The sequence below is a fragment of the Candidatus Accumulibacter contiguus genome (genome assembly GCF_036625285.1).
GTDB classification, from domain to species: Bacteria; Pseudomonadota; Gammaproteobacteria; order Burkholderiales; family Rhodocyclaceae; genus Accumulibacter; species Accumulibacter contiguus.
In genome coordinates, this window is the sequence record NZ_JAZKUC010000001.1 from 1,550,105 (window position 1) to 1,567,300 (window position 17,196).

Genomic DNA, 17,196 nt, shown 5'->3' on the forward strand with positions numbered 1-17,196 from the left:
ACTCACGCGGAGGCGCGGAGGTCGCGGAGGAAGAAGCCATGAAGGAACTCAATGACATCACGGGGGCGATTGTGCATACGGCGCTCAAGATTCACAGGGATCTGGGGCCGGGGCTACTGGAGTCGGTCTATGAAATTGTCCTGGCTCGTGCGCTGGCGGAACGGGGATTCCAGGTCGATCGGCAGAAAGTCATTCGCTTTGAATACGACGGGATGGTTTTCGAAGAAGGCTTCCGCACTGACCTGCTCGTGGAAAGCCGCGTGATCGTGGAACTCAAGTCCGTGGAAAAACTCGCGCCCGTCCACAGCAAGCAAGTCCTCACCTATCTCCGCCTGATGAACCTTCCCGTCGGACTACTGATCCACTTCGGAGCCTCGACGCTCAAAGAAGGTCTCCACCGCATCGTCAACAGTCTGCCCGCCTCCTCGTCTCCGCGCCTCCGCGTGAACCAATCCCTGCCATGAGCCTCAACGAATCCATCGTCGAAGACGCCGCCCTGCAATGGTTCGGGGAGCTGGGCTATGCGGTCGGACACGGGCCGCATCTCGCGCCCGGTGAACCGGCGGCGGAGCGAGAGTCGTTTGGCGAGGTGGTGCTGGTGGAACGCTTGCGCGAGGCCATCCGGCGGTTGAACCCGGCAATTCCCGAGGAGGCGCGCGAGGAGGCCTTGCGCAAGGTGCTGCGGGTGGGAACGCCTTCGCTGACGCAGACGAACCGCGCCTTTCACTGGATGCTGCGCGACGGCGTGCCGGTGGAGTATCCGCGGCCCGATGGCAGCATCGCGGGCAATCATGTGCGGCTGGTGGATTTCGGCGATGTGCGGACGAACGACTGGCTGGCGGTGAACCAGTTCACGGTCATCGAGGGACAGCACAACCGGCGGCCGGACATCGTGATTTTTCTCAACGGTCTGCCGCTGGGCCTGATCGAACTGAAGAACGCGGCGGATGGGGACGCAACGATCTGGAGCGCCTACGCGCAGCTGCAAACCTACAAGGCGGAGATTGCCTCGCTGCTGCATTACAACACGGCGCTGGTGGTGAGCGACGGCTTGCAGGCGCGCATCGGTTCGCTGACGGCGAACCAGGAGTGGTTCAAAGTCTGGCGCACGATTGACGGCGAGGGCGACGCGCCGAAGTCGGCGCTGGAGCTGGAGGTGCTGGTGCGTGGGGTGTTCGAGCGGCAACGGTTTCTCGACCTGCTGCAGCACTTCATCGTCTTCGAGGAGGACACGGACTCGGGCGCGCTGCACAAGATCATCGCCGGCTACCATCAGTTCCACGCGGTGAATGCGGCGGTGGAAGAAACGGTGCGCGCCAGCGGCATGGCCGAGCGCCACCTGCTGCGCGGGGACGTCGGCACCTACTGGGCGGGCCGCATGCGCGGCGGCAAGCCAGGCGACCGGCGCGCCGGCGTGGTCTGGCACACGCAGGGCAGCGGCAAGAGTTATTCCATGCTCTTCTTCGCCGCGCGCGTGGTGCGGCATCCGGCGATGCAGAACCCGACGCTGGTGGTGCTGACCGACCGCAACGATCTCGACGACCAGCTTTTCGGCCAGTTCCAGCGCTGCGCGGACATCCTCGGCCAGACGCCGGTGCAGGCCAGCGGGCGCGAGGATTTGCGGGCGCTGCTGAACCGCGCGAGCGGTGGCGTGGTGTTCACGACGATTCACAAGTTCATGCCCGAAAAGGGCGAGGCGATGCCCGAGCTGAGCGCGCGCCAGAACATCGTGGTAATCGCGGATGAAGCGCACCGCAGCCAGTACGGGTTCGGCGGCAAGGTGAATGAGAAGACCGGCGAGATGTCCTACGGTTTCGCCAGCAACCTGCGCGATGCCTTGCCGAATGCCTCGTTCATCGGCTTCACCGGCACGCCGATCGAGAAGACCGACGCCAACACGCGGGCGGTGTTCGGCGACTACATTTCCATCTACGACATCCAGCGCGCCGTCGCTGACAAGGCGACGGTGCCGATCTATTACGAGAGCCGCATTTCCAGGCTCAGCCTGAACGCCGCCGAACTGCCAAAGCTCGACGCCGAATTCGAGGAGATCACCGAAGGCGAGGAGCTGACCAGGAAAGAGAAGCTCAAGACGAAGTGGGCCGCGCTGGAGGCGCTGGTCGGCGATCCGAAACGCATCGCGCTGATCGCCGCCGATCTGGTCACGCATTTCGAGAAGCGCGTCGAGGCAATGGACGGCAAGGCGATGATCGTCTGCATGAGCCGCCGCATCTGCGTGGATCTCTACAACGCGCTGATCAAGCTGCGTCCCGATTGGGCCAGCGCGAGCGACGACGACGACGCGGAAGCCGAGAAAAGCAAGGACTGCGTGGTGAAGGTGGTGATGACCGGCAGCGCCGACGACGGCCCCGACTGGCAGCCGCACATCCGCAGCAAGGACAAGCGCCGCCGGCTGGCCAACCGTTTCAAGGACAGCCGCGATCCGTTCCGCATCGTGATCGTGCGCGACATGTGGCTGACCGGCTTTGACGCTCCTTGCCTGCACACGATGTATGCCGACAAGCCGATGCAGGGCCACGGCCTGATGCAGGCCATCACCCGCGTGAACCGCGTCTTCCGCGACAAGCCCGGCGGTCTGGTGGTCGATTACCTCGGCCTCGCCGATCAGCTCAAACGCGCGCTCGCCACCTATACCGAGAGCGGCGGCCAGGGCAACCCGACCTTCGACAGCGCGCAGGCCGTCGCGATGATGCTCGAGAAACACGGCATCGCCTGCGCCATGATGCACGGCTTCAACCGGGACAAATGGACCACCGGCAAACCCGCCGAGCGCCTCGGCCTGATCCCCGCCGGACAGGAGCACATTCTCGAACAGGACGACGGCAAGAAGCGCTGGGTGCAGGCGGTGACCGAACTCTCCCGCGCCTTCGCCCTGTGCGCCGCGAGTGATGAAGCGACGCGGATTCGCGACGAGGTGAGCTTCTTCCAGGCGATCCAGGCGGCGCTGAGCAAACAGAACACCAACGACCGCAAGACCCCGGAGCAGGTCGACGCCGCCATCCGCCAGCTCGTTTCCCGAGCGATCACCACCGAAGGCCAGGTGATCGACGTCTTCACTGCTGCCGGATTGCCGAAGCCGGACATTGGCATCCTCTCCGACCAGTTTCTCGCTGAAGTGCGCGGCCTCAAACACAAGAATGTCGCCGCCGAGCTACTGGAGAAGCTGCTCAAGGACGAACTCAAGGTGCGCTCCAGGCGCAATCTCGTGCAGAGCCGGGTCTTCTCCGAGAAGCTCAGACAGACCCTCAACGCCTACCACAACCGCGCCATCTCGACGATGCACGTGATCGAAGAGCTGATCAAACTGGCGAAGGAACTCGACGCCGCCACCAAGCGCGGCGAAGACATCGGCCTCACCGACGACGAAGTCGCCTTCTACGACGCGCTCGCCGCCAATGAATCCGCCGTCATCGCCATGGGCGACGACAAACTCAAGGTCATCGCCGCCGAACTGGTCACCCAGGTGCGCAAGAGCGTGACCATCGACTGGACCCTGCGCGAAGGTGCGCGGGCCAGGATTCGCGTGATGGTGAAACGCATTCTGAACCAGTATGGCTATCCACCGGACTTGCAGGCGGAGGCTGTAAAGATCGTGCTCGCGCAGGCCGAGCTGCTGTCAGAGGCCTGGGCAACCGGATAGGCGGCATCTTGCCGGAGGCAACGGCAACTCCGACCGGCCAGAACCGGCAGGCTCAAGCAGGCAATCATCCTCACGGCCTCTTGCGCAGGCTCACTCCCGCACCGCGGTGGCGAGCCTGTCGCTCTCGATCTCCAGCGCCGAGAAGGCGGGCAGCAGATGGTGGAACTGGAAGACGAAGCCGAGCACCGCGCGCCGGCGCAAGGTGAGACCGGCGTCGTCGAGCCCGCCGGTCTCTTGGCCCTGAATACGGTAGCTGCCCGCGGTCAGTCGTTCGAGCAGACCGACGACGTTGAGCAGCGTGCTCTTGCCCGAGCCCGACGGGCCGATCAGCGCGACAAACTCGCCACGGCCGATGACGAAGGAGACGCCATGCAGTACCTCCGCCTCGTTGGGCATTCCCAGGTTGTAGCTCTTGTGGACGCCGGCGAGCTCGATCAGCGGCGGGGCGATCGGCGTCATGACCGACTCGACTTCGATGCCTCGCCACGTTGCGCGAGGCCGGCGCCGGAAACCATCGGCGACACCGCTGCCACCGCTGGCATCGCCTCGACGGACCTTCCCGGAGCCCTTGAGGTAAGTCGTTGATTCATGGCAAGAAACCAGAAAATCGGCAAAAATGTAGGCATGTAAATATAATAATAGCTATTTACAAACAATGTGCTATTGGCTATTATTGTCGGCATGTACATCGCCCGCGTCCCCAACCGAAAGTCCAGGCCGGCCATCCTGCTTCGCGAGTCCTATCGCGAGGGAGGCAAAGTCTGCACACGAACCATCGCCAATCTGACGAACTGGGCACCGGAACGAATCGTCGCCATGGAACGTCTGGTGAAGGGCGAATTCGACGACTGGTCGGGAGAGATGACCAGCGGCGAGATTTTTGGGGTGCTGTTTGCCCTCAAGCAGTTGGCCGACCAGGTGGGCCTCACGCGGGTGCTGGGCAGCGCTGCGGAAAGCAAGCTCAACCTGTTCCTGATTCTCGCGCGTATCGCGCATGGTGGCTCGCGGTTGTCGGCGGTACGCTGGGCGAAACAGCACACGGTGGCCGATGTGTTGGCGGTGGAGGCGTTCGATGAGGACGACCTCTATGCCGCGCTGGACTGGCTGGCGAGCCAGCAGGAACGCATCGAGCGGGAGCTTTACCAGGCCTATGTCAAGGCGCAGGGCCAACCGCCCGTGCTGGTGCTTTACGACGTCACTTCGAGCTACTTTGAAGGGGAATGCAACGAGCTGGGGCAATATGGTTACAACCGCGACGGCAAGCGCGGCAAGCCGCAAATCGTCATCGGTTTGTTGACCGCGGAGGACGGGGAGCCTCTGGCCGTGCGGGTCTTCGAAGGGAATACCGCGGACCCGACGACGGTGGCCAGCCAGATCACGATCCTGAAGGAACAATTCGGCATTGCCGAGGTGGTGATGGTCGGCGATCGGGGAATGATCAAGGCCAAGGGGAAAGCCGCGCTGTCGGTACAGGGCTTCCGTTATATCACGGCGTTGACGGACGCGCAGATACGCACCTTCCTCAAGGAGGGGGTGCTGCAGACGGATCTCTTCGATGCGCATCTGTGCGAGGTGGAGCACAACGATAAACGCCTGATCGTGCGCCGCAACGAGACTGTGCGGGTGCGCGAGGAGCGTCGGCGGGAGGACAAGCTGGCGCAGTTGCAAGCGAAGGTCGCCGAACGTAATGCCTTCGTCAAGGACTCCAAGCGCGCCAGCGCGGCAGCAGGCCTGGCCGCCTTGCAGCGCTGGACCAAGAGCCACAAGCTCAGCGCGTTTGTCACCCTGACGCTGAAAGAACGCGTCATTGTCTGTACCATCGACGAGGAGGCCAAAGAGCAAGACGCTCTGCTCGACGGCTGCTATCTGCTGGAAACCAATGTGCCGCTCACCTTGATGGACGCGAAGACGGTCGATGCGCGTTATCGCGATCTGCAAAAAGTCGAGCGCAACTTCCGCACCGTGAAAACCACCTTTCTGGAAATTCGCCCGATCTTCCTGCGCAAGGCCGAGCGGACCAAGGCGCATGTCTTCGTGGCGATGCTGGCCTTAAAAATCACGCGGCGGTTTGAAGCGGCTCTGCGGCAGACCTTCGGCAGCACCGAAGACGACCCCGCCGCCATCACCCCGGACGACGCCCTGGTGGCCCTCGGACGATTGACCTATCTCTACACCACCGACCGCAACGGTCAGCGTCACACGCATCTGCCACGCCCGGACGATCAACAGGCCAAAATCCTCAGCGCCATCGGTCTGTCCTTCCCGCTCAAGGCCAAAGCCGACAAGCTCGCCGCGTAGGCAGGCGCCGCTTTTGCGGCATCGGCTATTTTTTTAACAAAAACCGATAGTTACAGCATAACTGCGCTTGCTGGCTGGGGGAAGATCCGCTCGAGCACCGGCAGCAGCGACTGCCAGTTGGCAATGACCAGCGCGGTACTGCCCGCCAGCGGCGCGCGCGCCGGGAGAACGACGTCGTCGAGGGCACTGACCGTGACGTGCGCCTGGGCACCCAGTGTCTTCTCCAGGGTATTCCTCTGCAGACCGGTGATCAGTGCCGAAATGTAGGCGACGACCGCCACACCTGCAGCGACGCCGACAATGATCAGCACGGTCTGCATGCGCCCCTCGCGCAGAAAGCGCACCGCCACGCGGCGTTCAAAGCCGAGCCAGTTGAGCATGGGCGGACTTCTCAGCGGCCCATCGCGTTGCTCATCGCCGAGCCGGCATCTTCGCGCGTGCCCTTGTGCAGACCGGGCACGGTCGCCACCGGGATCGGTGTGTTGGCGATCGCCGGGCGCACCCGGCCCGGCTTGAGCACGCTGCCGTGCAGGATCTGGGCGCGCGCTCTCATCGAGATCGCAGCATCCAGCGGGGGTGCGACTCGCCCGCTTTCCAGTGCTCAAGACCCTTGATCAGTTCGACTGGACCTGGCCGACCAAAATCAACCGACCCCAGATCCAAAATCTCTTTCGACTGCGCTTCATCGAAGCCTTGAAGAGGATGAAGCGCACGCCGATGGCCGGCAGGTGGCATGTGCATTGCGGGATCGCCTGGGTCGATCCCGCCGACAGTCGTCGCCGACGCGCTGTCGCAGCTCCCACCGAGAGCCGGCAGCAATGCGATCCGCTTGACGTGACGGGAAATGCGCAGCTCAGACGTCGAGAGTAGCCAGCCACTCGGCCGCATCGGCGATGTAGACGGCAGCACGGTATTCCTCCTGGCGCAGGCTGCGCACCAGCTGTATGGCTTTGGCCGTCGGGAACTTGCCGGCAAAGCCGGCGAGTGGGCGATGGAGCGAACTGTCGGTCAGCTTGCATTCGATCAGGTGGGTGAGTCGTTTGTCTTCACTGAGGGCAAAATCGACTTCGCTGCCGTCCTTGGTGCGAATGTAGTGCAGGCCTGCGGCCTTGCCACGGGAATCCTGGCGGAAATGAACGTGTTTCAACAACATGCTGGCGACCGTGTTTTCGAAACGAGCGCCGCTGTCGCCTTGCACCAGTCCGCTATCGAAGAAGTAAACCTTCGGGGTTTGCAGGATGGCGCGGGCGATATTGTGATGCCAGGGCTGGACAGTGAAAACGATGTACAGCGCCTGCAGGATGTCGAGATAGCGTTTCAGCGTGGTCGGAGAAACGGCCAGATCGCGGGCGATCGAAGCGAGCGACACGGGAGAACCAACGCGTTCCCGCAGCAACTCGACAAACAGGCGCATGCTGTTGATTTCATGCAGGCGCGAGAACTCCACGACATCCTCGCGGATGAGATCAGTGAAAACCTGACGCCGCCAGCGATCGGCATCGTCCGGGTTTTCGGCCAGGCAGGGTTCCGGGAAACCGCCACGTGCCAGCAGTCGATCGAGAGCTGCCGCGGCGCTGCCGCCCTGCTGCTCGCACCACTCGCGGACAGAGATGGGGTGTAGCCGAAACGCCAGATAGCGTCCGGCCAGGGAGTCTCCGCTCTGGCGCCAGGTTTCCATCCGGGCGCTGCCGGTGACGAGCAAAGCCTGTCCCGGCGAGCGGCCGTCTACCACACCCTTGAGCCAGTTCTTCCAGTCGGGCATCTTGTGGATTTCATCCATTGCCAGCAGGCTGCTGCGGGGATTCCAGCTCTGCCGGCGCAAGATGGCTCGGTCCGCCGCAACGTCCCAATTCAGGTACTGCGATGGCCCGAAACGCGCCATCAAGTGCCGGCAGAGCGTCGTCTTGCCCACTTGGCGGGGGCCGGTGAGCAGCACCATCTTGCGCCGAAGATCGGTAGCGATGAGTTCGTCAAGATAGCGTTTCATGCCGACTATTTTATTGGCAACTGGAATAAAGTCGCGACTATTTTTCAGCCACAAGGCAATTGGTCGAGAAAGCGAGTCGCGGCAGCGCTGGTGCGGCCGGTCCTGCCGTGGGGCGGCAACCCGATCGCCGGCACTCGAGGGATTCCGGCCGGCCTGTCTGCGTGCGACAATCACGGCGGGGACTTTTTTCGAGGGGCCTTCAGAAACGTGTTTTCGAAATTCGGCAACCAGAAGATCTGGGTGCGCCTGATCATCTCGATCGGTGCCATGACTATCGCGTCCTGGGCCGTCATGATCCTGTGGACGGCGCACGTCAGTGAAAAGGCAGCGATCGAACAGGCGCAGGATTTTGCGCGGAGTGCCCACGACATGGTGCTCGCCGGGCTGACCGGCATGATGGTGACCGGAACGATCCAGCAACGCGAGGTGTTCATTGACCAGATCAAGCAGTTGCCGAGCATTCGCGAGGTCAGGGTCCTGCGCGGCGAGGCCGTGACCGGGCAGTTTGGTCCCGGGGTTGGGCAGGAACGCGAACACGATGCCCTGGAACGTCAGGTTCTCGCCATGGGGAAGGAGTATTCCGCGGTCGAGACCACCGCCGACGGCGAGGAGGCACTCAGGGTCATTCGGCCCGCGCTCGCGCACGAGAACTACCTGGGCAAGAACTGCATGATGTGCCACTTCGTGCCGCAGGGCACCGTCCTGGGTGCGGTAAGCATGAAGGTTTCGCTGAAAACGACCAAGGCTGCCGTGGCACGCCAGCGCATGCAGACCATTCTGGCCGCGGTATTGCTGACCCTGCCCATGCTGTTCGTGATTTTCGTGTTCATCCGCAAGGTGGTCACGCGGCCGCTCGCCCACGGGATGGATGTGGCGCATGCCGTGGCTGCCGGCAAGCTCGACAACGCTATCGAGGTCGTCTCGAGCGACGAAGTCGGCGACCTGCTCAAGACGATGAAGGTCATGCAGGAGGGCCTGAACGTCGTACTGCAGGAAGTCGAAAACTGTGGGTTGAGCATGGGCCAGTCGTCCTACCAGATTTCGTCGATTTCCAACGAGATCACGAAGGTCAACCAGCAGCAGCAAAGCCGTTCTGGCGAGGTGGACGGAGCGATGTCGCAGTTGGATGAAATCTCTCGGCAAGTGCTCGCGCAGGCTGTCGCCGCGGTCGAGCGCTCGAACCATGTGGAGGACATGGCACGCGCGGGAATCGCCAACGTCGAGAGCAGCATCGAGGCGATGAATGCGACTTCGGCCAGGGTCGAGAAGGTGTCGAGCGAAATTCGCGACCTGCAGCAATCGGCACGAGAGATCGATGAGATCGCCAACACGATCAGGGAAGTCGCCGGACAAACCAACCTGCTGGCGCTGAACGCGGCCATCGAGGCTGCCCGTGCCGGCGAACAGGGGCGGGGCTTCGCAGTCGTGGCGGACGAGGTGCGCAAGCTCGCCGAGCGCACCGCCAAGTCCGCCGAGCGGGTCGGGACCATCATCGGGCATTTGTCCGGGCAGGTGGGGCAGGTCGCGTCGACCATAGGACGCCCTGGTCGCCTCGGTCGGCTCGACGCGCGAGGAATCGCACCGCATGGCCGAAAGCATGGAGCGCATATCGAACAATGTCGCGGAAACCGTGCGAGCGAATCAGAACATTTCCACGGCCAGCACACAACAGCTCGATCAGTTCAGGCTGCTGCAGCAGACGCTCGATACGCTGTTCCAGACATTGCGCGAATCGAGCAACAAGGTCGAGGTCACGGCCGCGATCAGCGACGACCTGCGTTCGGTCGCCGCGCGTCTCAACGCCATCATGGCCAGGTTCTCATTCACCCATAGCTCGGTCATCGACAAGGCGCAGAACGAGCAGCGTCGCGCGCCGCGGTTGCAAAGCAACTTGCGTGTCCTTGTCGAGCAGCGGGGTGAGAGGTTCGAGGGCGTCACCAGCGACGTTTCGCTGGTCGGCGCGCGCCTGCGCCTGGGACGCTCCATCGCTTCCGATCACGCATTGACCCTGTCGATCTACCTGCCCGCGGAGGAGATGGCGCTATACGAGCAGCAGGCCCCGCTCAAGATCAGCGGGCGTGTGGCGTGGAGCGAGCGCCGGAGCGGTGAAGATTGCGTTTGCGGTGTCGAGTTCTTCGATCTCAACGAACAACAGCGGGCCGGCTTGGCACGCTGTTTCGAGCACTTCGGCAAGAAACCCCTGTTCAGCCAATGAGCCTTGTGCTCCAGGGTCTGCGGGGCGGCGACCTGCGCTCGACCGGGGGTTTGCCGCTCAGCTTGCAGTGAAGCTCTTCACGACTGAGCGTCCGGCCGACTGCCGGGGACGGAGCGCCGGGCAGTCCTCCAGACGTGGATATGAGCCTCATATAGTATTTTATAATCAATAGGATAGAGGTTACTATATCGACTTGATGGACACCACCCGAAAACTTCAGTGCAAGCCTCATCTCTCCCATGCCTATAAACCATCATGACAAAGTGCTAAGTCGTGGGGATTGACATGCTATCCGAGTGACGAGGCCCGGTGGGTGACCCCAAGCCTGTGGTTCCCTGGTTACGTGACCCGAATCTCTCAGAAATCTCCATCCACACAACGCGCCCCAGAACGAATCCCTGCGACGAGAAGTTTTTTCTTTTCCTCAATCTGAGCAACAGTTTGGCAGATATGCGATTCATCTATTTTCTCAAAGGAATGAGGGCTGCCTTTCTTGAATTGAGCGAATTCATGGTAGCACTGCGCAGCCAATTCGGCTGGCTGAATATTTCTGAGGTATGTGACGATTTTTTTCCCCTTGTTCGCCACATAGCAATGGTAACTCTCCGACAAACCTGCATCCATCCGGTAACGGATCAACATGGCAAGATGCCTGAGAGCATCAGATGAATTTTTGACCCCCAATACCGTTAGACCAAGTTCGGCCTGACTATCTGCTAGTTCATTTTGCCCAACCAGCCCCCAGAAAACAGCCGCCTGAGCCATAGCGTTTTGACGCTGATCGCGATTCCCTTCTACTCCAACAGCAAAAGGAACCACTCCCAAAAAACACAATATGCACGCTAATCTTTTCACCATTACTCCGTCACTTTTAACGTACTTGTCCGCGTCAAGCAATTGATTAAGCAACTGCATACTGCTTGCGGAACCGGTTATACAACCACCCGATTACCCACAACTCATCTGACATAGGAGGACGCGGCACGGCCTGACTCCAACGCGAGAGCAAACGCTGTTGCATTTCCGCCTACCCACCCCCTATGTGCAAACGGCAACCATTTTCAAGTTGTTGTTAAAACGCATATTTTGTAACGTTGTGGAGGTGTGACATGAGTTGGGCAGCGCAGGAGTTCAAGGATCTGGATTTGGGGGATGCGCGGCGGACGCGACGCTTGATCAAGTTGGTGGACGATCTGTCGGCACAACCGACCGGAAGCATCCCGGTGGCTTGCGAGGGTTGGGCGGAGACCAAAGCGGCCTACCGGTTGCTGGACAATCCCGCGACGGACTGGCGTGAAATCCTGGAGGTTCATACCCAGCGAACGGTGGAGCGGATGCAGGGTCAGTCGGTCGTCTGGTGTGTTCAGGATACCACCGAAGCGGATTTTACCTCGCAGCCTGGGATCGCCGGACTGGGACGGTTGAGCTACGACGCCCAGCCTGGAATGTTGGCTCATCCGACCCTGGCGATGACGCCGGCAGGGTTGGTATTAGGCACGATCGACTGCTGGATGTGGGCGCGAAAACCGAAAGGTCAGCCCGACATCCAGGAGAGTATCCGCTGGGTGGAAGGCTATCCCATCGTGGCGGATCTGGCCGAGACCGTGCCTGGCAGCCGGCTGGTCTATGTGTCTGATCGGGAAGGTGACATTCGGGCGCTGATGGACACGGCCGCCGAGCGGGGCTATCCGGCGGACTTTCTGATCCGGTCCAAGCACAACCGCAAAATAAGCCTGGGCGACCAGTTGTGGGATCGTGTGAGCCGTGGCAAACCGGAAGGAGAACTGGAATTCACCATGCCCGCAGCGCCGGACCGTCCGGCCCGACTGGTGCGGCAAACCCTGTACCGGGAGCAGGTCACCTGGCCCGTGCGCAAAGGCGCACCGGTCGTGACCGTGACCGCGATCCTGGCCCGGGAAGAACACCCGCCGGTTGGGCAGGAGGCCATCGAATGGCGATTGCTGACCAATCGGGCGGCGGAAACGCTCGAAGATATCGTGCAACTCATGGATTGGTATCGCCGTCGTTGGCTGATAGAAATTTTTTTCCGGATTTGGAAATCGGGCTGCAAGATAGAATCCCTACAGTTGGGCAGGGCAATCGCTTACACGGATAGCATGATGTCTTCGCTCGCCGTCGCCGAGAAAGCGAGACTGATCAAGGATTCGCGGTAATCCTGATGCCGGTCGGCGTGAACGCGTCGGCGGCGCAAACCCATCTTCGAATCCTCATCCTTGCGCAAGGTCGCCAAGGCGAACTTGCGCAGAACGGAGAAGTTCCGCGCTGAGTGACCTTTGCGGGCACGGCAGTGATCCTCGCGGAAGACCACATCGAGTGTCCAGTGCAAACCGTTCTCGATGCCCCAATGGTTGCGAGACGCATTGGCGAACATGGCGACGGTCTGGACGCCGCTGGAACCAATGGCGTAACGATGCTCGGTATGGACGGTATTGCCGATTTCCCGCACCGACTCGATCATGCCCACACCCCCGAGTTTCTTCCACGCCTGGCGCATCGGCTTGTCCATCCAGGAGACGTCATGGATCCACGTGTAGCGGCGTGTCTCGATCCGGCCGTGATCCTTCTCGATTTCCTCAAAACGCTGAACGTTCAGGCGACCAAAGCCGGCCTGGTTGCCCTCCTCAAAAAACTCCCGAATCGCTTCGGCCAAGTTCTTCTGGTTGTCTTTGACCTGCAGGACGTAATCCCCACCCCGGTCGACGATCTTCTCCGCCACCTCGGTTTGGCAACCCAGAGCATCTGTTGTGGCAATACATCCTTTTAATATCAGTACCTCAAGCAAGTTCTTGAGCCCCGCCAACTCGTGTCCCTTGCCGCAAGTTCCCTCCTGCGCCAGACAAAGGCCACTTCCTACCGCGTAGGCCGTCACCCTATGGAGGAGTTCATTGCTTCCTTTCTTCCCCGAACCACGCAAGGTCTTCCCGTCGAAAGCGACCACTCCTTCCACGACACCGACCAATCCCGCGACCCATTGCCGAAAGCGCTCCTCAAATACGCTCCCATCCAGCACCCGAAAGATATCGCCAAACGTGTCCTGGGAGGGCGTCCCTCCCTTCAGAGCCCAACCAAATTGCTCCCGCAACCACTCTTGTCGATCCCGACACCAGTCTGCGACCTCCGCCCAGTTGTCGGCGCCACACAGAGTCGCGCAAACCGCCATCACCACCGTTTCCATCAAGACGTAGCGCTTGGCTGGACCTCGACGTTTGTCCGGCAATCCCGAAAACGTTTCTACAAGCGTCATCAAACCGCCCTCCGAAAAGGAGAGAGTAGACCCCATTGCTATTTGCAAATCAATACTATGGCATAAATGCATGATAGTAAAAGAATATTCTCAGCTGCTTACGACATCTGCGTAAGCGATTGCCCTGTACAGTTGGGCACCATGGAGCGGCTGGAACGAGCCTTGGTCATTTACCTGATCATCGCCTGGCGCATCCTATACCTGGTCACCTGGGGCCGGGAATGCCCCGCTTTGCCCGGTGACGTGGTGTTCGATCCCGAGGAATGGCAGGCCGCCTGGATCGTCGCCTACCGCTCCCCGCCGCCGGACAATCCCCCGCCCCTGGGCCAGATGGTGCGGCTGATTGCCGGCTTTGGCGGGTTTCTCGGGCGAAAACACGATGGGCATCCCGGCCCCACGGCGATCTGGGAAGGAATGCAGAAGGTCAGAGCGTTTGCCATTGCGCTGGAGGCTGGCTGTGCCGCCTATTTCAATGACGGATAGGTTGTGGGTAATCGGGTGCCCTGTGGGGACGCAGCCAGGAGCGTAGCAGCGACCAGAACCCTTCCATGGTGTTGACATGGACCTCGTGGAATCCGTCGCCGTCCTCGTCACGGGCGTACTCTCCGCGGCTGTGACACACCGTTTTGTGCTGATAACCCCACTCGGGCAGACGGGCGTAGATGTCGTATTCATCGGTGTAAACAGTCGCGTTGGGCGCGATGGTGGCCAGGATCAAGGGCTTGATGGTCGGCTGCTGAACGTTTTCGAGCATCCCTATCCTCACCTCACCGCCGCGTTGGAGCATTCCCAGGATGGGGGGCTTCTCCTTTTCCAGCGTGCCGCGCCCGCGCGCGCCTTTCAGGCGCCGCCGGCGGCCCGGACGGTTCTTTCGTCTTACCGCCTCGGGATGACCCTTATGGCCCGCCACGATATACACTTCGTCGCACTCAACCTCGCCTGAAAGGGTCGGCTCCGGTTGCGCCGCCACGATTCCCACGCGCAATTGCGAGATCATGCGGTGCACATCGTCCTTGTTCAGACCCAATTCATCCCCGATCTGCTCGTTGGAGAGGTTCAGTCCCATCAGGTACAGGCACAGGAGCCACACCTTTAGCGGTTGGTGGTGGCCCGCGAAAATTGTCCCACTCAAATCGTCAAAGTACCGCAGGCAGGTCGCACAGCGATACCTCTGGCGCGATGGATGAGCCGTATCATGGCCTTGCTTGGTCACTTCTGGCGAAGCACAATGCGCGCAGCGTACTCCCTCCGGCCAACGCAACTCGCGCACTTCCGCGTAACACTTGCTATCGTCCAGCAAACTCTGAAGGTAGATCAACGCGCTACATCCTTAAGGCATAACAGCCTAAAATTCTATCGGATATCCAGCCTCCAGAACGACAATGCTCAACCGCCCGAAACACATAAAGAGCCTTTGTTTTTTGGTCTCTGGGAACGACTGGGGAACGACAAGATTGCAAGTGTCCCCGCGCTTCGTCGGTAACCCCATGTTAGTGGCTGGAAGGAAGCGCGCATAAATGGCGCAGAAGAATGGCAGAGAATGCTGGACTGATTGAGTGGACAAAGGAGGGGCCGGTAAGGGCCCCTTGAGGATTGGAAGGTTGGCAGCGGTTAGAACGGCGGCTCTTCGGTCCAGGGGTCGTAGGGATTGGCGTCGCTGTCCCTGGATTGCTCGTCACGAAGCAGTTCAAAGAGGGCGGTCTGGTAGTGAGCGCAGATCCGGTCCCGCAAGTCGTCGAGCAGTTCGACGACGGCGAAAGCCTGGGCCGGTGTCCATTCGGCGGATATCAGGCAGTCGAGGCCGTGGTTCAATCCGGAGGGTTGGGGGTAGGGTTTCATGGGGTGCTCCCGGCGGTTGCCTTGCGTTTTCGGGAGCGCTGCTCGGCGTGCTCGCGGGCCTCTTTGTGGCGATAGGATTCGCCCTTGAGGGCGATGATCTCGGCGTGATGGACGAGACGATCGATGAGCGCGACGACGCAGGCGGCGTTGGGGAAGACCTCCGCCCAGTCCGAGAACGAGCGGTTGGTAGTGATCAAGGTGCTGCGGGTTTCGTGGCGGCGGTTGATCAGTTCGAAGAGCAGATCGGCATGGCGGTTCGAATAGGACAGGTAGCCAACCTCGTCGACGACCAAGAGAGACGGTGCGGCGTAGTGGCGCAATCGACGGCGCAGAGCCGAATCGCTATCGAGGGCGGCGAGATCATTGAGAAGTTGGCCTGCGGTCGTGAACAGCACGGTGTGGCCGTGCAGGACGGCCTGATAGGCGATGTTCTGGGCAATGGTCGACTTCCCCAGCCCGCTACTGCCGACCAGGATGACGTTGGTGGCGCTGTGCAGGAAATCGAGCCCCATCAATTCGCGGATCGCCGTTCGGTCACACTGCGTGGGCCAGTTCCAATCGAAATCGGCCAGCGGCTTGAAGCGGCCGATATGGGCGCAGCCGAGGCGGCGTTCGAGGCTGCGCCGTGCCCGTTCGGCTTCCTCCCAGGCCAGTAGCGGCTCAACCCAGGTGCTGTCGGCCAATTCTGGCCAATGGGCGAGCAGGCCATGCAGGTGCAAGGTCTCTGCGCGCCGGCGCAGGCTCTCAAGCGGGGTCATCGTCGGCCTCCGTGAGTTGGTCATAACTTGCCAGGCGGTGTGGCTGGACCGTGTCCTTTCGGCAATGCTGCGTGAAATTCCAGCGCTGGCCTGGTACCTTGGTAGGCCCGTAACGACCGTTCGAAAGGCCTACCAATGTCAACGTCTTTACCTGCAACCGCCCCGCCACTGGCCGAAACCGCCGCGGCGCTTGCCCAGTGGCGGAGCACCCGCCGCCGCAGTTCTCGCATTCCGGAGGAGCTGTGGTCGCAAGCGACCGAACTCGCCGAGCGGTACGGCATCGCCAAGGTTGCCGTCGCCCTGAAGCTCGACTACAAGAGCCTGAAGCACCGCCTGACCGCCAGGAACGCCGCCGAAGACGCGCGCAGCGCGCCCGTGTCATCGAGCTTCGTCGAACTCGATCTCGGCCTGCCGCTGGCGCCACCTGTGTGCGTCCTGGTTCTCACCGACCGAGCGGGCCGCGCGCTGCGCATCGAACTGCCACAAGCGGCCAGCAGCCACATGGCCGAGGTCGCGTGTAGCCTCTGGCAGGTCCAGCCATGCTCGCGCTGAACGCGCGCCTGCGTGTCTGGGTAGCTGCCGAGCCCGCGGATTTTCGTTGCGGCATCGACGGTCTCGCCCGACGTGTGCGGCAGAAACTGGCCCAAGACCCGTTCAGCGGCGGCGTGTTCGTTTTCTGCAATCGCCGGCGCACGGCGGTCAAACTCCTGGTCTATGACGGGCAAGGCTTCTGGCTCTGTCAAAAGCGGCTGTCGCAGGGGCACTACCGCTTCTGGCCGCAGGAGTCACCAGGGAAGCTCCTCGCCCCGCACGCGCTGGCGGTCCTGCTCTCGGGAGGCGACTACGCCGCGGCCGGCGGAATCCCGGAATGGCGAGCGGTCGTCTGACCTGCGAGAGCGCAGCCCGCAAGCAGAACTTCCGAAAGCCGGTCGTCACCCACCGCAACGGGGATACCGAAAACGACCTTTCGCGAAAGGACTAGACATCGTCGCTGGTCTTTGGCAGAATACCTTGGGTAGAAAGGGTCACTGCTGGAGGACTGAGAATGCAGCTGGTGAGTTCGCAAAGCTGGGGGTACGGCAGACGGGAGTTCCGCGCCGAGGAGGTTGCGAGCCTCCGCGCAGCCGCGGTCAGTGGCCGCAAGGCCCCCCGCCATCGCTCGAACCGTTGCCG

17 protein-coding genes and 1 pseudogene are annotated in these 17,196 nt (G+C 61.5%); 9 read left to right on the forward strand and 9 right to left on the reverse strand.

What is annotated here, in order from left to right; all coding sequences use genetic code 11:
• The first annotated feature begins 38 nt into the window (after nucleotides 1-38).
• Together V5B59_RS07515 and V5B59_RS07520 are read left to right on the forward strand one after the other, a co-directional pair.
• Nucleotides 39-464, forward strand: coding sequence for a GxxExxY protein (locus V5B59_RS07515; RefSeq protein WP_169071371.1), 426 nt, complete (start codon nucleotides 39-41; stop codon nucleotides 462-464).
• Nucleotides 461-3,661 (forward strand): type I restriction endonuclease subunit R, encoded by a 3,201-nt coding sequence (locus V5B59_RS07520; protein ID WP_169071372.1) that lies wholly within the window; start codon nucleotides 461-463, stop codon nucleotides 3,659-3,661. The genes V5B59_RS07515 and V5B59_RS07520 overlap by 4 nt, the downstream gene beginning before the upstream one ends.
• Nucleotides 3,662-3,751: 90 nt before the next feature.
• Here the strand turns inward: V5B59_RS07520 and V5B59_RS07525 are convergent, their stop codons facing one another.
• Nucleotides 3,752-4,120 (reverse strand): ATP-binding cassette domain-containing protein, encoded by a 369-nt coding sequence (locus V5B59_RS07525; RefSeq protein WP_169071373.1) that lies wholly within the window; start codon nucleotides 4,118-4,120, stop codon nucleotides 3,752-3,754.
• A 222-nt stretch (nucleotides 4,121-4,342) separates the two neighbouring features.
• Between V5B59_RS07525 and V5B59_RS07530 the strand changes: the two genes are divergently transcribed.
• Entirely contained in the window at nucleotides 4,343-5,959 is a 1,617-nt protein-coding gene (locus V5B59_RS07530; protein WP_332351692.1) for an IS1634 family transposase, read from the forward strand.
• A 50-nt stretch (nucleotides 5,960-6,009) separates the two neighbouring features.
• On the opposite strand, the gene V5B59_RS07535 is transcribed toward V5B59_RS07530, so the two are convergent.
• The 3 genes from V5B59_RS07535 to V5B59_RS07550 form a co-directional block, all read right to left on the reverse strand.
• Nucleotides 6,010-6,339: a hypothetical protein gene (locus tag V5B59_RS07535; protein WP_332351738.1), complete on the reverse strand. Its 330-nt coding sequence runs from the start codon at nucleotides 6,337-6,339 to the stop codon at nucleotides 6,010-6,012.
• Between the two features lie 11 nt (nucleotides 6,340-6,350).
• Entirely contained in the window at nucleotides 6,351-6,512 is a 162-nt protein-coding gene (locus V5B59_RS07540; protein ID WP_332351739.1) for a hypothetical protein, read from the reverse strand.
• Nucleotides 6,513-6,812: 300 nt separating this feature from the next.
• Nucleotides 6,813-7,946: an ATP-binding protein gene (locus V5B59_RS07550; RefSeq protein WP_332351740.1), complete on the reverse strand. Its 1,134-nt coding sequence runs from the start codon at nucleotides 7,944-7,946 to the stop codon at nucleotides 6,813-6,815.
• Nucleotides 7,947-8,153: 207 nt separating this feature from the next.
• On the opposite strand from V5B59_RS07550, the gene V5B59_RS07555 reads away from it, so the two are divergent.
• Both V5B59_RS07555 and V5B59_RS07560 read left to right on the forward strand, forming a co-directional pair.
• Entirely contained in the window at nucleotides 8,154-9,779 is a 1,626-nt protein-coding gene (locus V5B59_RS07555) for a methyl-accepting chemotaxis protein (RefSeq protein ID WP_332351741.1), read from the forward strand.
• Nucleotides 9,754-10,161 (forward strand): PilZ domain-containing protein, encoded by a 408-nt coding sequence (locus tag V5B59_RS07560; RefSeq protein WP_332351742.1) that lies wholly within the window; start codon nucleotides 9,754-9,756, stop codon nucleotides 10,159-10,161. Before V5B59_RS07555 ends, V5B59_RS07560 begins: the two co-directional genes overlap by 26 nt.
• 357 nt (nucleotides 10,162-10,518) lie before the next feature.
• Here the strand turns inward: V5B59_RS07560 and V5B59_RS07565 are convergent, their stop codons facing one another.
• On the reverse strand, nucleotides 10,519-11,070 hold the full coding sequence (locus tag V5B59_RS07565; protein WP_332351743.1) for an Imm57 family immunity protein: 552 nt from the start codon (nucleotides 11,068-11,070) through the stop codon (nucleotides 10,519-10,521).
• A gap of 200 nt (nucleotides 11,071-11,270) precedes the next feature.
• Between V5B59_RS07565 and V5B59_RS07570 the strand changes: the two genes are divergently transcribed.
• Complete coding sequence (locus tag V5B59_RS07570) at nucleotides 11,271-12,335, forward strand: IS4 family transposase (RefSeq protein ID WP_332351744.1); 1,065 nt, start codon at nucleotides 11,271-11,273, stop codon at nucleotides 12,333-12,335.
• Here V5B59_RS07570 and V5B59_RS07575 read toward each other — a convergent pair.
• Entirely contained in the window at nucleotides 12,266-13,426 is a 1,161-nt protein-coding gene (locus tag V5B59_RS07575; protein ID WP_332351745.1) for an ISAs1 family transposase, read from the reverse strand. The two genes, V5B59_RS07570 and V5B59_RS07575, sit on opposite strands and share 70 nt — an antisense overlap.
• 162 nt (nucleotides 13,427-13,588) lie before the next feature.
• Here V5B59_RS07575 and V5B59_RS07580 point away from each other — a divergent pair, with 162 nt between their 5' ends.
• Nucleotides 13,589-13,909: an IS4 family transposase gene (locus V5B59_RS07580; RefSeq protein ID WP_332351746.1), complete on the forward strand. Its 321-nt coding sequence runs from the start codon at nucleotides 13,589-13,591 to the stop codon at nucleotides 13,907-13,909.
• Nucleotides 13,910-13,928: 19 nt separating this feature from the next.
• On the opposite strand, the pseudogene V5B59_RS07585 reads toward V5B59_RS07580, so the two are convergent.
• The 3 genes and pseudogenes from V5B59_RS07585 to istB all read right to left on the reverse strand — a co-directional run.
• A pseudogene (locus V5B59_RS07585) lies at nucleotides 13,929-14,744 on the reverse strand (IS1595 family transposase); the annotation flags it as partial.
• 293 nt (nucleotides 14,745-15,037) lie between these two features.
• Nucleotides 15,038-15,265, reverse strand: a complete 228-nt coding sequence (locus tag V5B59_RS07590; RefSeq protein ID WP_332351674.1) for a hypothetical protein — start codon at nucleotides 15,263-15,265, stop codon at nucleotides 15,038-15,040.
• Nucleotides 15,262-16,023, reverse strand: a complete 762-nt coding sequence (gene istB / locus V5B59_RS07595) for an IS21-like element helper ATPase IstB (RefSeq protein WP_332351730.1) — start codon at nucleotides 16,021-16,023, stop codon at nucleotides 15,262-15,264. Before istB ends, V5B59_RS07590 begins: the two co-directional genes overlap by 4 nt.
• A gap of 135 nt (nucleotides 16,024-16,158) precedes the next feature.
• Between istB and V5B59_RS07600 the strand changes: the two genes are divergently transcribed.
• Nucleotides 16,159-16,575: a hypothetical protein gene (locus tag V5B59_RS07600; RefSeq protein WP_332351655.1), complete on the forward strand. Its 417-nt coding sequence runs from the start codon at nucleotides 16,159-16,161 to the stop codon at nucleotides 16,573-16,575.
• A complete protein-coding gene (gene tnpB, locus V5B59_RS07605) occupies nucleotides 16,563-16,910 on the forward strand; it encodes an IS66 family insertion sequence element accessory protein TnpB (RefSeq protein WP_332351654.1) in 348 nt (115 codons plus the stop codon). The genes V5B59_RS07600 and tnpB overlap by 13 nt, the downstream gene beginning before the upstream one ends.
• Nucleotides 16,911-17,196 lie beyond the last annotated feature (286 nt).

What these genes read in the sequence shown, in the direction of transcription:
- tnpB (WP_332351654.1), top strand. Translation starts at nt 16,563, where the DNA reads ATGCTCGCGCTGAACGCGCGCCTGCGTGTCTGGGTAGCTGCCGAGCCC.
- V5B59_RS07570 (WP_332351744.1), top strand. Translation starts at nt 11,271, where the DNA reads ATGAGTTGGGCAGCGCAGGAGTTCAAGGATCTGGATTTGGGGGATGCG.
- V5B59_RS07525 (WP_169071373.1), bottom strand. Translation starts at nt 4,120, where the DNA reads ATGACGCCGATCGCCCCGCCGCTGATCGAGCTCGCCGGCGTCCACAAG.
- V5B59_RS07575 (WP_332351745.1), bottom strand. Translation starts at nt 13,426, where the DNA reads ATGACGCTTGTAGAAACGTTTTCGGGATTGCCGGACAAACGTCGAGGT.
- V5B59_RS07515 (WP_169071371.1), top strand. Translation starts at nt 39, where the DNA reads ATGAAGGAACTCAATGACATCACGGGGGCGATTGTGCATACGGCGCTC.
- V5B59_RS07535 (WP_332351738.1), bottom strand. Translation starts at nt 6,339, where the DNA reads ATGCTCAACTGGCTCGGCTTTGAACGCCGCGTGGCGGTGCGCTTTCTG.
- V5B59_RS07520 (WP_169071372.1), top strand. Translation starts at nt 461, where the DNA reads ATGAGCCTCAACGAATCCATCGTCGAAGACGCCGCCCTGCAATGGTTC.
- V5B59_RS07600 (WP_332351655.1), top strand. Translation starts at nt 16,159, where the DNA reads ATGTCAACGTCTTTACCTGCAACCGCCCCGCCACTGGCCGAAACCGCC.
- istB (WP_332351730.1), bottom strand. Translation starts at nt 16,023, where the DNA reads ATGACCCCGCTTGAGAGCCTGCGCCGGCGCGCAGAGACCTTGCACCTG.
- V5B59_RS07560 (WP_332351742.1), top strand. Translation starts at nt 9,754, where the DNA reads ATGGCCAGGTTCTCATTCACCCATAGCTCGGTCATCGACAAGGCGCAG.
- V5B59_RS07550 (WP_332351740.1), bottom strand. Translation starts at nt 7,946, where the DNA reads ATGAAACGCTATCTTGACGAACTCATCGCTACCGATCTTCGGCGCAAG.
- V5B59_RS07590 (WP_332351674.1), bottom strand. Translation starts at nt 15,265, where the DNA reads ATGAAACCCTACCCCCAACCCTCCGGATTGAACCACGGCCTCGACTGC.
- V5B59_RS07530 (WP_332351692.1), top strand. Translation starts at nt 4,343, where the DNA reads ATGTACATCGCCCGCGTCCCCAACCGAAAGTCCAGGCCGGCCATCCTG.
- V5B59_RS07540 (WP_332351739.1), bottom strand. Translation starts at nt 6,512, where the DNA reads ATGAGAGCGCGCGCCCAGATCCTGCACGGCAGCGTGCTCAAGCCGGGC.